Genomic DNA, 13,873 nt, shown 5'->3' with positions numbered 1-13,873 from the left:
CCTGACAGCAGGCCCCACACCCGGCGTGATCAGCTGACGCCGGCGATCAGCGCCTCCATCTGGCGGTTCTGCCCGGTGGTGCCGACGAACGCGACCACGCCGGGACCCGCGCACGAGGCGCCCTGCCAGCCGATGCCGGACAGGTGGGCGTTGGCGCACGTCGTCGCGGACGGCGCGCCGAGTCCGAGCGCCTCCACCTGGCGGCCCTGACCGGTCGTGCCGACGACGCCGACATCACCGTCTGCCACGCACACCTGGCTCAACCAGCCCAGATCGGCCACGTGCGCCTGCGCGCAGATCCCGCCGGTGCCCGCGGAGGACACGGCGAGCGCTTCCATCTGGCGGTTCTGCCCGGTGGTGCCGACAAGTGCGCCCGCGCCGTCGCTCGCGCACACCCAGCCCTGCCAGCCGACGTTCTCCAGGTGCGCGTTGAGGCAGACGGTTCTCGCCGCCTGCGCGCGGAGCTGGTCGGGCAGTGCCGGCGCCTGGATGGAGGAGTTGGACTTCGCCGAGCCGGGTGCACCCGTCGTGGCGTTGGGAGCGGTGTCCGCGTTGGCGGGCGCCGCGGTCAGCCCGAGTGCTGTGAACGCGGTCGCGAGCAGAGCGGCGAAGCGGTACCTGCGGTGCATCGAGATCTCCTTCGGGAGAGGGGGACCCGATCACGTTCGCAGGTGCCGGCGGAGGAACCATCCGCTCTCCGGACACACTTGCCGCGTCCGTTCGCGATCTTTCCACGCGGCTGGGAACCGCCTGTCGAGACGCTAAAAGCGTTAGCAGCCTTGGAAGTTCGGCTTCCGCTTCTCCGCGAACGCCCGCGGCCCCTCCTTGGCGTCCTCGCTGCGGAACACCTCCATGCCCAGCCGAGCGTCCACTGTGAACGCCTCGTTCTCGTGCATGCCCTCGGTCTCCCGGATCGTCCGCAGGATCGCCCTGATCGCCACCGGCCCGTTGGCCGAAATCATCTCGGCCAGCTCCATCGCCTTGGCCAGCGCCTCACCGTCCGGCACCACGTGCCCGATCAGGCCGATCTCCTTGGCTTCCGGTGCCTTGATGTGCCGCCCGGTCAGCAGCAGGTCGGCCGCGACCGTGTACGGGATCTGGCGCGGCAGCCGCACCGCCGAGCCGCCCAGCGGGAACAGGCCCCAGCGCGGCTCGGACACGCCGAACCGGGCGCTCTCGCCGGCCACCCGGATGTCGGTCGCCTGCAGGATCTCCGTGCCGCCCGCGATCGCCGGGCCTTCCACAGCCGCGATGAGCGGTTTCGTCAACCGGCGACCCTTCAGCAGCGGCTCGATCACCGAGAAGTCGTACCCCGTCGTCTCGCTCGGGTGGTTCTGCGACATCGCCTTGAGGTCCGCGCCCGCGCAGAACGCCCCGCCCGCGCCGGTCAGGATGCACACGCGCACCTCGGGATCGTTGTCCACGCGGTCCCAGGCCTCGCGCATGATGGCCATCATCGGACCGGACAACGCGTTGCGCGCCTCCGGCCGGTTCATCGTGACGACCAGGACGTTCCCGACCAACTCCACCAGGCAATGAGGTTGCGTTGTCGTGGTCATCCTGAGGGCCTCCTGGATCGAGTCTGACCGCACGGGGGATTGTCCGGAACAGTAACACGTTCTACTTTGCAGGACATGGCCCTCAACGTCGCAGACCTCGTTGAACACGCCGTCGACACCGTGCCCGACCGCACCGCGCTCGTGTGCGGCGACCGGCGGGTCACCTACGCCGAACTCGAGGCGCGCGCCAACAAGTTGGCGCATCACCTGGCAAAGAACGGCGTGACGGCCGGTCAGCACGTCGGCCTGTACGCGCGCAACTCCATCGAGCTGGTCGAGGCCATGCTCGCGGTCTACAAGCTGCGGGCCGTTGCGATCAACGTGAACTACCGCTACACCAAGAACGAGTTGCAGTACCTGTTCGGTGAGGCGGACCTGGTCGCCCTGGTGCACGAGCGCCGCTACTCGCCGCTGGTGGCGGAGGCCGACGCGCCGCAGCTGCGGGTCGTGATCGACGACGAGTCCGCTGAGGACTTCGCCGGCACCGAGTACGAGGCCGCGCTGGCCGCCGAGTCCGGTGACCGCGACTTCGGCCCGCGCAGCGCCGACGACCTCTACATCCTCTACACCGGCGGCACCACCGGCATGCCCAAGGGGGTGATGTGGCGGCACGAAGACGTGTGGCGCACGCTCGGCGGCGGCATCGACTTCGTGACCGGCGAACGCGTCGCCGACGAGTGGCAGCAGGCCAACGCGGGCAAGGACTTCGGGCTCGTCCGGCTGTGCCTGCCGCCGCTGATCCACGGCGCCGCGCAGTGGGCCGTGCTGGGCGCGTTGTTCAGCGGCAGCACCGTCGTGCTGGTGCCGAAGTTCGATCCCGCCGAGATCTGGCGCGTCATCGGCCGGGAGAAGGTCCAGGTCGCGGTGATCACCGGCGACGCGATGGGCCGGCCGTTGATCGAGGAGTTCCAGCGCGGCGAGTACGACGGGTCGTCGTTGTTCATCATCAACAGCAGCGCCGCGCTCTTCTCCTACACCGTGAAGAAGCAGTACCACGAGCTGCTGCCGCACACGACGCTGCTGGAGTCGATCGGGTCGAGCGAGACAGGGTCCACCGGCATCGGCGCGGTGCCGAAGGAGATCCTCAAGACCGACGGCACCAAGGTGAAGCTCAACGAGGACACCATCGTCGTCGACGAGGACGGCACCAAGCTCGAACCCGCGCCCGGCGTCATCGGCAAGCTCGCCCGCGGCGGCCACATCCCGCTGGGCTACTACAAGGACCCCGAGAAGACCGCGAAGATGTTCATCGAGGTCGACGGCAAGCGCTACACCGTGCCCGGCGACTTCGCCCGCTTCGAGGCCGACGGCGACATCACGTTGCTCGGCCGCGGCAACACCTGCGTGAACACCGGCGGTGAGAAGGTGTTCCCGGAAGAGGTCGAGGGCGTGCTCAAGTCGCACCCGGACGTGTTCGACGCACTGGTGATCGGCGTACCGGACGACCTGCTCGGCCAACGCGTCGGCGCACTGGTCCAGCCGCGCGAGGGCGCCACGCCGACACTGTCCGAACTGGACGCGCACGTCCGCGAGACGCTGGCCGGCTACAAGGTGCCGCGCTCGCTCTGGCTGGTCGACGAGATCGGCCGCACCCCCAGCGGCAAACCCGACTACCAGTGGGCCCGGCGCCACGTGGAGGAGCATGCGCACCAACCTGTGTGACACGTTCGGCATCGAGCACCCGGTCTTCGGCTTCACGCCGTCCGAGCACGTGGCCGCCGCGATCAGCCGCGCGGGTGGCATGGGCGTGCTCGGCTGCGTGCGGTTCAACGACGCCGAGGACCTCGACCGCGCGCTGACGTGGATGGACGAGAACACCGACGGCAAACCGTACGGCGTCGACATCGTGATGCCCGCGAAGATCCCGGCCGAGGGCACCCAGGTCGACCTCGACAAGCTCGTCCCGCAGGGCCACAAGGACTTCGTGGACCGCACCCTGCTCTCCCTCGGCGTGCCACCGCTCCCGGACGGGGCATCCGGCGAGGGCGTGCTCGGCTGGCTGCACTCGGTCGCGCGCTCGCACGTCGACGTCGCCCTGGAACACCCGATCCGGCTGATCGCGAACGCCTTGGGCTCGCCGCCGGTCGACGTGATCGAACGCGCGCACGCGGCCGGTGTTCCGGTGGCGGCGTTGGCCGGCAAGGCCTCGCACGCGCGCCGGCACGTCGAGAACGGCGTGGACATCGTGGTGGCGCAGGGCTACGAGGCCGGCGGGCACACCGGTGAGGTCGCCACGATGGTGCTCGTGCCGGAGATCGCCGACGCGGTGGACGTGCCGGTGCTGGCAGCGGGTGGCATCGGGTCCGGGCGGCAGGCCGCGGCGGCGTTGGGGTTGGGTGCGGCCGGGGTGTGGATGGGCTCGTACTGGCTGACGACGACCGAGTACACGCTGGGCAACTCGTCGACGCAGGAGGCTCTGCTGGCCGCGGGCTCCAGCGACACCGTGCGGACGCGGATCTACACCGGCAAGCCCGCGCGGTTGCTGAAAACGCGGTGGACCGAGGCGTGGACGTCGGCGGAGGCACCGGAACCGTTGCCGATGCCGTTGCAGAACATCCTGGTCAGCGAGGCGCACCAGCGGATCGCGCGGTCGTCGGACCCGTCGGTGGTGTCGATGCCGGTGGGGCAGGTGGTCGGGCGGATGAACGAGGTGCGGCCGGTGGCCGAGGTGATGGCGGACCTGGTGCGCGAGTTCGACGAGACTGTCGAGCGGCTCACCAAGCTGCGCTGAGCCTCAGGAGCTGGGCGGTCGCCCCGCCCAGCTCGAACTCGGCCCGCTTGGCCGCCGTGAAGTACTTGTGCACCTCGTGGCTCATGTCGATCCCCGTCCCACCGTGGACGTGCACGGCCGTGTGTGCCACCCGGTGCCCGGCTTCGGCGGCCCAGAACTTCGCCGTCGCCACCTCGGCCTCCGCGGGCAATCCCTCCGACAACCGCCACGCCGCCTGCCACAACGTCAACCGGATCGCCGCCACGTCGATGTAGGCGTCGGCCAGCCGTTGGGCCACGGCCTGGAAAGCTCCGATCGGGCGGCCGAACTGCACCCGCGTGCGGGCGTACTCGGCGGTGAGTTCCAGTGCGCGTTCGGTGACGCCCAACTGATAAGCACACAACCCGAGCGTGTACCGGGTCGTGAGCCACTCAGGTGTGAGGCCCTCGACCAGTTCGCCGCCACCGAACTCGAACGTCCCCGCCTCCGACCCGTCGACCAGCTCCTGCGCACTGATGTCGAGATCGGCGGCCTGAACCAGGAACACCCGGTCACCGGAAGCCACGAGGAACGCCTCGGCTGACATCGCGAACGGGACCGCCGTCTTCGCACCGGACGAGTCCTCGGCCAGCGCGATCGACAGCACGGTCCCGGGGTCGACGCGCCTTCCGGCCGCGGCCAGCGCGGTCTGCGCCAGCGTGGTCGGCAGGTAGGGCACCGCGGCGACCGCGCGACCCAGCTCGACCAGCACCGCGCAGTGCTCCAGGACGCCGAACTCCGCTGGGTCCTCCGGCACCACGCCGGCCTTCACGAGGTCGGTCCACGGCGCGTCCGACGACTCGACGATCTTGCGGGTCAGCGCGGCCAGCTCGCGTTGCGCCTCGGTCAGGGTGAAGTCCACGGAGCTCTCCTCGCCGCAGTTCAGTCATCGGGGGACCGCGGGCAGCCCGAGGCCGGCCCGCGCGATGATGTCGCGCTGGATCTCGTTGGTGCCGCCGCCGAACGTGAGGATCAGCGCCGAGCGGTGCATGCGTTCGACCCGGCCGTGCAGCAGGGCGCCGGGGGAGCCCGCGCGGACGATCCCGTTGGCGCCCAGCACCTCCATCAGCAGCCGGTAGCCCTCGGTGGCGAACTCGGTGCCGAACACCTTGGTGGCGGAGGCTTCCGCGGGGGAGGGCGCCTCGTCGCCGCCGGAGGCGATCTTCCAGTTGACCAGCTTGAGGAACTCGGTCTTGGCGTGCACGCGGGCGAGGTGCAGCCGGACCCACTCGTGCGCGTCGGCACCGGTTTCGTGCGCCCATTGACGAACCTCGCGCAGCGCGGTCTGCAGCGGGGCGGCGGAGCACAACGCGACGCGTTCGTGGTTGAGCTGGTTGGTGATGAGCTTCCAGCCCTTGTGCTCCTCGCCGATCAGGTTCGCGGCGGGCACGCGCACGTCGTCGTAGAAGGTGGCGCTCGTGGTGGGGCCGGACATCGTCGGCACCGGTGCCCAGGAGAAGCCTTCGGACGCGGTCGGCACGATGAGGATGCTCAGGCCGCGGTGCCGTTCGGACTCCTGGTCGGTGCGGCACGCGAGCCACACGTAGTCGGCGTGCTGGATGAGGCTGGTCCACATCTTCTGGCCGTTGACCACGTAGTCGTCGCCGTCGCGCACGGCCCGTGTGCGCAGGCCGGCGAGGTCGGTGCCCGCCTCCGGTTCGCTGTAGCCGATCGCGAAGTGGATCTCGCCGCCCGCGATCTTGGGCAGGTAGCACGCCTTCTGCTCCTCGGTGCCGTAGGTCATGATCGTCGGCCCGATGGAGTTGAGCGTCAGGAACGGCACCGGCGCGCCTGCGGCGGAGGCCTCGTCGAGAAAGATCAGCTGCTCGATCATCGGGCGGTCGCGGCCGCCGTACTCCTGCGGCCACCCGATGGTGAGCCAGCCGTCCTTGCCCATCTGGCGAACGGTGTCCTTGTACACCTCGGCGTCGCCGTAGTCGCCGCCACCGGACAGCGCGGCCTTGCGGTCGGGCGTCATGAGCGCGGCGAAGTACGCCCGCAGCTCGTCGCGCAACCTCTCCTGGTCGGGCGTGAAACCGATGCGCATGCCCGCTACTCTAGAACAAGTTCTATTTGATGTCAGGAGGCCGCGATGAAGGTCGACGTCGACCCTTCGCTGTGTGAGGCGCACGGCGTGTGCACGACGATCCTGCCTGAGGTCTTTGACCTTGATGAGGACGAGGTTCTGCAGATCCGGCCGGGTGAGGTGACACCGGCGGAGGCGCCGGTGGCCGAGCGGGCCGTCGCCTCGTGCCCCAAGGGCGCACTGAGGGTCTCACGCTGATGGACCTTGTCACGAACAGGAACAGATTCTAGTGTGCGACGGGTACCTCAGCCGTGAGCTCAGCGAGGAGTGATACCGGTGAAGGCTGCCGTGCTGAACCAGGTCGGCGACGACAAGCTCGAGCTCCGCGACGACGTGACGACCACCGCGCCGGGGCCGCAGGAAGTCCGCATCAGGATCAAGGCGTGCGGGGTGTGCCACAGCGATCTGTCCGCCATGGACGGAACGCTGCCGGCGCTCGCACCCGGTGTGGTCGGGCACGAGGGCGCGGGTGTGGTCGCCGAGATCGGCAGCGCCGTGACGTCGCTCGCGGTGGGCGACCACGTCGTGATCACCTTCGTGCCGCCGTGCGGGAAGTGCGCGCAATGTGTTAGCGCACAACCGCATCTGTGTCTGGTGCACACGTTGGCCGCGTTCACCACGCCGCGGTTCCTCGTGGGCGGGAACCCGGCGTTCGGGTACGCGGGACTCGGCGCGTTCGCCGAGGAGATGGTCGTGCCGGCGGACGCCGCCATGAAGATCGACGACGACGTGCCGTTCGACGTCGCCGCGCTGTTGTCGTGCGGCATCCTGACCGGGGTCGGGGCCGTGCTGAACACCGCGAAGGTCGAACCGGGCGCGAGCGTCGCGGTGATCGGCTGCGGTGGCGTCGGCGTCGCGGTGGTCCAGGGCGCGCGGCTGGCGGCTGCGGCCCGGATCGTCGCGGTCGACCCGGTGGAGGAGAAGCACGAGGTGGCGCAACGGTTCGGCGCGACGCACGCGACGAAACCGGACGGCGTCGCGGACCTGAACAACCAGCTGAACATGGGCATGGGGTTCGACTACGTGTTCGACGTGGTCGGCCTGCCCGCGACGATCCGCCAGGCGTGGGACCTCACCCGGCGCGGCGGCCACACGGTGGTCGTGGGCGCGGGCCGGGCCGACGCGATGGTGTCGTTCAGCGCGCAGGAGCTGTTCCTGCACGACAAGACCTTGCACGGGTCGTTCTACGGGACGGCGAACTTCCGCCGGGACGTGCCGCGGATGCTGGCGCTGTGGCGGCAGGGTCGGCTCGACCTCGAAGGCATGATCAGCAAGAGGATCCGGTTCGAGGACCTCAACGAGGGCCTGCAGGCGTTGCGCGGCGGCGGCTCGCTGATCCGGCAGGTAGTCCTGTTCGACTGAGCCACTTCTTGGGAGTCTCTTGTGGACCTTGCGGGGAAGGTCGCCGTCGTCACGGGCGCCGGTGCCGGGCTGGGGCGGGCCGAAGCGCGTGAACTGGCCCGGGCCGGCGCTTCGCTGGTGCTGAACGACCTGCCGGGTGCGGCGGACGCGGTCGTGGCCGAGGTCGAGGGACACGGCGGGAAGTGCGTGGTGGTCGAGGGCGACGTGGGGGAGCGTGACACCGCGGACGCCCTGGTGGCCGCGGCCGTCGAGCTCGGCGGGCTGCACGTCGTCGTGAACAACGCCGGCGTGCTGCGCGACCGGATGCTGTTCAACATGTCCGACGAGGACTGGGACCTCGTGGTCCGCGTGCACCTGCGCGGGCATTTCTTGTTGTCGCGCAACGCGGTGGCGTTGTGGCGGCAGCAGTCGAAGGCGGCCGGGGAACCGGTCTTCGGGCGGATCGTGAACACGTCGTCGGAGGCGGGCCTGCTCGGGTCGGAGGGGCAGGCGAACTACGCGGCGGCCAAGGCGGGCATCACGGCGCTGACGGTGGCGACCGCGCGGGGCACCGGCCGCTATGGTGTGCGGGCCAACGCGATCTGCCCCCGTGCGCGCACCGGGATGACCGCGCACGTCTTCGGTGACGCCCCTGAGGGTGACGATCCGCTGGCCCCCGTGCACGTGGCGCGGTTCGTCGCCTACCTGGTCTCGCCCGCGGCCGCCGAGATCACCGGGCAGGTGTTCGTGGTGCACGGCGGGATGGTCGCGTTGATGGCGCCGCCGACCGTGGAACAGCGCTTCGACGCGCTCGACGACATCGCGGGCTACTTCGCCGCCCGCGATCCGCAGAGGACCTTCTCCTGTACCGAAACGCTCGCCCTGTAGGAGGAACTGTGACGCTCACCGTGCAGCCGCACCGCGAGACGCTGGGGCTGAAGGACGGCCAGCTCTTCGTGGGCGGCCAGTTCCGCGACTCGGACGAGACGTGGACGCACCACCACCCCGCGACCGGCGAGGAGATCGGCCGGTTCGCGGTCGCCTCGGTGCGGGACGTCGATGACGCCGTGCGAGCGGCGCGCAAGGCGTTCGACGACGGCGTGTGGTCGCGGGCGCGGGTGCAGGAACGCGTCCGGGTGCTGCTCAGGTACGCGAACCTGCTGCGCGAGCACTCCGACGAGCTGCGCGGGCTGCAGGCGCTGGACAACGGCGTACCGCTGTCGTTCGGGCAGATCTACGCGACCTCGGTGGGCATCGCGGCGGACATCTTCGAGCACCACGCCGGGTGGATCGACAAGGTCGGCGGCCAGACCCTGCCGCCGTACCAGGGCGGTGACCACCTGGCGATGACGTTCCGCGAGCCGGTCGGCGTGGTCGCGGCGATCCTGCCGTGGAACGCGCCGTTCGTGCTGTTCGCCCAGAAGCTCGCGCCCGCACTGGCGGCGGGCTGCACGATCGTGGTGAAGCCGTCGGAGTTCGCGTCGTTCTGCGTGATCAGGATGGTGCAGCTGCTGACCGAGGCGGGCCTGCCCGACGGCGTGGTCAACCTGGTCACCGGCCCCGGCGAGCCGACCGGTCAGGCGCTGATCACGCACCCGCTGGTCGACAAGATCAGCTTCACCGGCTCGCGCACGGTCGGCCGCAAGATCGTCGAGGCCTCCGCGGCCACGATGAAGCGGGTGTCGCTCGAACTGGGCGGCAAGAGCCCGGCCCTGGTGTTCGCCGACGCTCCGAACGTGGGCCTCGCCGCGATGACCTGCATGGGCATGGTCACCATGGGCCTGTCCGGCCAGGCGTGCGTCGCGCACACCCGTGCGCTGGTGGCGCGCGAGGTGCAGGAGGAGTTCGTCACGATGGCCACGATGATGGCCGGCGCGGTGACGTTCGGCGACCCGTTCGACCCGGCGGTGCTGGCGAGCCCGCTGATCAACGCGCGGCAGCTCGACCGCGTGCTCGGCTACATCAACCGCGGCCAGGAGGAGGGCGCGCGCCTCGTCACCGGCGGCACCCGCCTGGAAGGTGACCTGGCGTCCGGCAACTTCGTGGCACCGACCATCTTCGCCGACGTCTCGAACGACATGACCGTGGCCCGCGAGGAGATCTTCGGCCCGGTCCTGACCGTGGTGCCGTTCGACGACGAGGACGAGGCGGTCCGGCTGGCCAACGACACCGAGTACGGCCTGGGCGCGGGCATCTACACCAACGACGTGAAACGCGCGTTCCGCGTGGCGAAGTCGCTGCGAGCGGGGATGGTCGGCATCAACGGGTTCCAGCTGGAACCGCACGTGCCGTTCGGCGGGTACAAGCAGTCCGGGCTCGGCCGCGAGGGCGGGCAAAGCGCCTACGAGGCCTACACCGAGCTCAAGACGGTGATGATGCCGCTGACCGACGAGCTGATGTGATGCGGCTGTCCGGCAAGGTCGCCCTGATCACCGGCGCGGCCCGGGGCCAGGGTGCGGCCGCGGCCAGGCGGTTCGTCGCGGAGGGTGCGTCGGTGCTGCTCACTGACGTGCTCGACGAACCGGGCAAGGAGCTGGCCGCCTCCCTCGGTGCCTCCTACTTCCACCTGGACGTGTCGTCCGAGCAGGACTGGGAGGCGGCGGTCGAGGCGGCTCGCGAGCTCGGCGAGATCTCCGTGCTGGTGAACAACGCGGGCGTGCTGCACTTCTCCGCTTTGGCGGACACGACCTTGGCCGACTACCAGCGGGTGATCTCGATCAACCAGGTCGGCACGTTCCTCGGCATGCGCGCGGTGGTCCCGTCGATGAAACGGGCCGGTGGCGGCTCGATCGTGAACGTGTCGTCGGTGGAGGGCCTCGCCGGGATGCCCATGCTGACCGCCTACACCGCCTCGAAGTTCGCCATCCGCGGCATGACGAAGGTGGCGGCGCTGGAGCTGGGCGAACACGGGATCAGGGTGAACTCGGTGCACCCCGGCGCGATCGACACGGCGATGGTGAGCACGGCGCTGGGCCGGGAGATCGACGTGTCGCCGATCGGGAAGCGGCTCGCGCTGCGGCGGATCGGGCAGCCGGAGGACGTGGCGAACGTGGTGCTGTTCCTGGCCAGCGACGAGAGCGCCTACTGCACCGGCGGGGAGTTCGCGGTGGACGGAGGGGCGACGGCAACGCACGCTCTGGGCCGCTGACCTGCCCGAACGGCCGAGCGGCCGGAATTGTCAGACCCCCTCGCTACCGTGGGTCGTGCGCGGTCGGCGTAGGGAATCCAGCACCGCAAGACGCCGGCCTCCCTGGTTCTGCGCTGGGGGACGGAAGCGGGCGGCGCGCCCGTGACCCAACCGGAGCGGCCAGGCTCTGCTGAGGGGCAGACGCGTCCCGAAGCGCCGGCCGCGCCCACCGCAGCCTGCCCGCTGGCACACTCCGACGCTGACGGACCGTCACGTGGAGAACCGTGGGTAACGAGCCGGACAGGGCCAGGCGCAGGGGCCGGGTGGCCAAGGCTCCCGTCGGCGACGGGCCGGCCGCGGTCTTCGCCCGGCAGCTGTGGGAGCTCAAGCAGCAGGCGGGCGACCCGTCCTACGACGTCATGCGGGCGGAACACGCGCGTTGGCGTTGAAATCGGCGATGTCGGCGGCGGCGCGGGGTGCGCAGCTGCCGTCGTGGGACACGACCTGGGAGTTCGTCAGGTCGCTGGCGGTCGGCGTGCTCGGTCAGGACGAACAGGTGGTCCGCGGCCAGTGGCGTGAGCGGTGGGAGCGGGCGGCCGCGCTGGTCGCCGAGCCCGCGCCGGTGGAGCGTCCCGCGGCGGTGCCGTGGGCGAGAAGGCGCCGAGTGCGGGTGCTCGCCGTGGTGGCGGTGGTCGCGGTGCTGGTGGCGGCTCTGCTGTGGGCGCGGCCGGACCGACCGGCGTCGGTCACGATCGCCGAGCCGTGCGAGGCGACGTACGACAACAATCTGTCGATCACCGCTCGTTTCTTCGACGCGGAGGAGAACGAGACCGGGACCATGCACAGCGGGGTTTCTGGAGTTCGCGGTCGCGTCCGTCGCCGGCTCCACGACCGGCGAACCCGTGCAGCGACCCACACTGCGACCCACACCGCGCGGCAACCACCGAGTGGCGGCGCGCGAGCCCGCGGTGCCGTTCTTCGGCCTCGCGCCGGGCTTCACGAAGCTCAGCCTCGCGCCGGGCTTCACGAAGCTCAGCGTCTTCGCCGACACCAAGTACATGACCTGCTACTCGCGCTCTTCGTGAACCAGCGGAACGGCGACCAGCTCTGCCAGAGCAACACGCCTACGTCCTGGTGGGGTGGCACAACGGCGTGGACGGTGCCGTGCAGGGCACCGCGGTGGGCCTGACCGACTCGCGCGGGTCCACGTCGAAGCACGGCTCGCACATGAGCCATCTCTTCGTGGTCCCGCTCAAGAGCTGATCTCCAGGGGGACGACCGCCGACCGGCACCGCTGCCGGTCGGCGGTCAGCCGGTGAACCGGGTGGCCTGGCTGTCGATGAAGTTCTGCGCGCGTTCGAGGGTGTGCGAGCTGTACGTCCCGCCCGCGCGGGCGTCGAGCAGGGCGTTCTGCTGGGCGTCCAGGAACAAGCGCTGCAGCTCCCGTTGCTGGTGCATCGGACTGTCCGGATCACGGTCCGCGGTCAGCATCTTGTCGAGGATCTCCGCCATGGCGAGACCGCGCTCGCGGGCCCTGTCGAGGACGACCGGGTCGAACGGCTTGCCGTTCTCCCGTTCGAGCGCGGAGTTCTCCAGCAGGGTCTGGGTCGCGGCCATGAGCTCGGCGGCCAGGCGCGCGTATTCGCGGCGTTCGTGGTCCTCGTCGTTGCCGCGGATGCCGAGCAGCTTGATGAGCGCGGGCAGGGTGCCGCCCTGCAGCAGCAGCGTGACGATCGCGACCGTGAACGCGATCAGCACCAGCTCCGCGCGGTGCGGCACGTCGGTGGGCAGCGACTGGGCGGCGGCGAGGGTGACGACACCGCGCATGCCGGACCAGGCGAGCACCGCGCCGCCGCGCCAGCCGAGGCCTTCGCCGGCGAAGAACGTGGCGTCGGCGTGCTTGCGCTGCAACGCACGGGTGGCCCGCTCGTAGCGCCGGTCGGGCGGCCGGGACGAGATCTTGCCGAGCACCTCCTCGATCCGGCCGGTGAGCTGGTCGGCGCGGCGCTGTTGCCTGCGCAGCAACGCGATCAGCGGCACCACGAACACCACGCGCAGGACGATCAGCGCGACCGTCGCCAGCAGACCGAGGCTGAACGCCGTCCACACGCTCTCGCCCGACGCCCGCACGTCGCCGACGACCGCCGTGATCTCGAACCCCATGAGGAGGAAGACGCCGTTCTCCAGCAACAACTGGATGGTGCGCCAGTTGGTGCGCTCGGAGATCCGGTCGTGCGCGGTGAACCTGCGCGCGCTCAGGTGACCGGTGATCAGGCCCGCCGTCACGACGGCGATCACCCCGGACGCGTGCAGCTCCTCCGCCGGGATGAAGGCGAGGAACGGCACGACGAACGAGATCGCGGTCGTGAGCACGGGCTGACCCTGGATCCGGGAGCGGGCCCAGACCGAGACGATGCCGACGACCGCGCCCACGACGATGCCGATCAGGACCGCTCGCCCGAAGTCGCCGAGCGCTCCCCAGAAGCTGACCGTGCCCGCGATTGCCGCGACGGCGGTGCGCAGCAGCACGAGCGCGGTCGCGTCGTTGACCAGGCCCTCACCCTCCAGGATGGTGACGAGCCTCGGCGGCAACCCCAGTCGCTTGCCGATCGACGTGGCCGCGACCGCGTCCGGCGGGCTGATCACCGCACCGAGCGCGACGGCGGCCGGGAACCCGATCTCCGGCAGCAGCCAGTGGATCAACGCCCCGGTGCCGAACGCCGAGCCGACGACGAGCAGCACCGACAGCGCGCCGATCGTGCGGAAGTTGCGGCGGAAGTCCATCACCGGCACGTTCACCGCCGCCGAGTAGAGGATCGGCGGCAGCACCACCACGAGGATCCACTCGGGCTCGACGAACACGTGCGGCGCGCCCGGCAGCCGGCTGCACACCATCCCGACGACCACCAGCAACACCGGCGCCGCCACCCCGAGCCGGGGCGCGATGTACGAGACGACGACGATGATCAGGACCGCCACGACGGCGAGCAAGGCCACTTCCTGCATGATCG

15 protein-coding genes are annotated in these 13,873 nt (G+C 70.4%); 9 read left to right on the top strand and 6 right to left on the bottom strand.

What is annotated here, in order from left to right:
* Positions 1 to 29: 29 nt before the first annotated feature.
* Positions 30 to 629 carry a hypothetical protein gene (locus BBK82_RS38750; RefSeq protein ID WP_065919378.1) on the bottom strand — a complete coding sequence of 200 codons (600 nt, stop codon included), beginning with the start codon at positions 627 to 629 and terminating at the stop codon, positions 30 to 32.
* Between the two features lie 141 nt (positions 630 to 770).
* Positions 771 to 1,559 carry a crotonase/enoyl-CoA hydratase family protein gene (locus tag BBK82_RS38745; protein WP_065919377.1) on the bottom strand — a complete coding sequence of 263 codons (789 nt, stop codon included), beginning with the start codon at positions 1,557 to 1,559 and terminating at the stop codon, positions 771 to 773.
* A 75-nt stretch (positions 1,560 to 1,634) separates the two neighbouring features.
* Here BBK82_RS38745 and BBK82_RS38740 point away from each other — a divergent pair, with 75 nt between their 5' ends.
* Together BBK82_RS38740 and BBK82_RS38735 are read left to right on the top strand one after the other, a co-directional pair.
* Positions 1,635 to 3,221: an acyl-CoA synthetase gene (locus BBK82_RS38740; RefSeq protein ID WP_065919376.1), complete on the top strand. Its 1,587-nt coding sequence runs from the start codon at positions 1,635 to 1,637 to the stop codon at positions 3,219 to 3,221.
* Complete coding sequence (locus BBK82_RS38735) at positions 3,202 to 4,290, top strand: NAD(P)H-dependent flavin oxidoreductase (RefSeq protein WP_065919375.1); 1,089 nt, start codon at positions 3,202 to 3,204, stop codon at positions 4,288 to 4,290. The genes BBK82_RS38740 and BBK82_RS38735 overlap by 20 nt, the downstream gene beginning before the upstream one ends.
* Here the strand turns inward: BBK82_RS38735 and BBK82_RS38730 are convergent.
* Both BBK82_RS38730 and BBK82_RS38725 read right to left on the bottom strand, forming a co-directional pair.
* Positions 4,274 to 5,170, bottom strand: coding sequence for an acyl-CoA dehydrogenase family protein (locus BBK82_RS38730; protein ID WP_065919374.1), 897 nt, complete (start codon positions 5,168 to 5,170; stop codon positions 4,274 to 4,276). The genes BBK82_RS38735 and BBK82_RS38730 overlap by 17 nt on opposite strands.
* Positions 5,171 to 5,194: 24 nt before the next feature.
* Complete coding sequence (locus tag BBK82_RS38725) at positions 5,195 to 6,355, bottom strand: acyl-CoA dehydrogenase family protein (RefSeq protein WP_065919373.1); 1,161 nt, start codon at positions 6,353 to 6,355, stop codon at positions 5,195 to 5,197.
* Positions 6,356 to 6,400: 45 nt separating this feature from the next.
* Here BBK82_RS38725 and BBK82_RS38720 point away from each other — a divergent pair, with 45 nt between their 5' ends.
* The 6 genes from BBK82_RS38720 to BBK82_RS52485 all read left to right on the top strand — a co-directional run bounded on the left by BBK82_RS38720 (position 6,401) and on the right by BBK82_RS52485 (position 11,311).
* Entirely contained in the window at positions 6,401 to 6,592 is a 192-nt protein-coding gene (locus BBK82_RS38720) for a ferredoxin (protein WP_065919372.1), read from the top strand.
* Between the two features lie 78 nt (positions 6,593 to 6,670).
* Positions 6,671 to 7,756, top strand: coding sequence for a Zn-dependent alcohol dehydrogenase (locus BBK82_RS38715; protein WP_065919371.1), 1,086 nt, complete (start codon positions 6,671 to 6,673; stop codon positions 7,754 to 7,756).
* 21 nt (positions 7,757 to 7,777) lie between these two features.
* Positions 7,778 to 8,623: a 3-oxoacyl-ACP reductase gene (locus BBK82_RS38710; protein WP_065919370.1), complete on the top strand. Its 846-nt coding sequence runs from the start codon at positions 7,778 to 7,780 to the stop codon at positions 8,621 to 8,623.
* A gap of 8 nt (positions 8,624 to 8,631) precedes the next feature.
* Positions 8,632 to 10,137: an aldehyde dehydrogenase family protein gene (locus tag BBK82_RS38705; protein WP_065919369.1), complete on the top strand. Its 1,506-nt coding sequence runs from the start codon at positions 8,632 to 8,634 to the stop codon at positions 10,135 to 10,137.
* On the top strand, positions 10,137 to 10,883 hold the full coding sequence (locus tag BBK82_RS38700) for a glucose 1-dehydrogenase (protein WP_065921700.1): 747 nt from the start codon (positions 10,137 to 10,139) through the stop codon (positions 10,881 to 10,883). The genes BBK82_RS38705 and BBK82_RS38700 overlap by 1 nt, the downstream gene beginning before the upstream one ends.
* 263 nt (positions 10,884 to 11,146) lie before the next feature.
* Entirely contained in the window at positions 11,147 to 11,311 is a 165-nt protein-coding gene (locus tag BBK82_RS52485) for a hypothetical protein (RefSeq protein WP_179953727.1), read from the top strand.
* A 94-nt stretch (positions 11,312 to 11,405) separates the two neighbouring features.
* Here BBK82_RS52485 and BBK82_RS52065 read toward each other — a convergent pair whose 3' ends face one another.
* Positions 11,406 to 11,660: a hypothetical protein gene (locus tag BBK82_RS52065; RefSeq protein WP_170067842.1), complete on the bottom strand. Its 255-nt coding sequence runs from the start codon at positions 11,658 to 11,660 to the stop codon at positions 11,406 to 11,408.
* A gap of 104 nt (positions 11,661 to 11,764) precedes the next feature.
* Here BBK82_RS52065 and BBK82_RS52060 point away from each other — a divergent pair, with 104 nt between their 5' ends.
* Positions 11,765 to 11,947 (top strand): hypothetical protein, encoded by a 183-nt coding sequence (locus BBK82_RS52060; RefSeq protein ID WP_170067841.1) that lies wholly within the window; start codon positions 11,765 to 11,767, stop codon positions 11,945 to 11,947.
* Between the two features lie 223 nt (positions 11,948 to 12,170).
* On the opposite strand, the gene BBK82_RS38690 is transcribed toward BBK82_RS52060, so the two are convergent.
* A complete protein-coding gene (locus BBK82_RS38690; protein WP_065919367.1) occupies positions 12,171 to 13,868 on the bottom strand; it encodes a cation:proton antiporter in 1,698 nt (565 codons plus the stop codon).
* Positions 13,869 to 13,873: the final 5 nt, after the last annotated feature.

This window comes from Lentzea guizhouensis (genome assembly GCF_001701025.1).
GTDB lineage: Bacteria > Actinomycetota > Actinomycetes > Mycobacteriales > Pseudonocardiaceae > Lentzea > Lentzea guizhouensis.
Note: the sequence above shows the minus strand (reverse complement) of the source record. Positions and strands in the feature narration are given on the sequence as shown.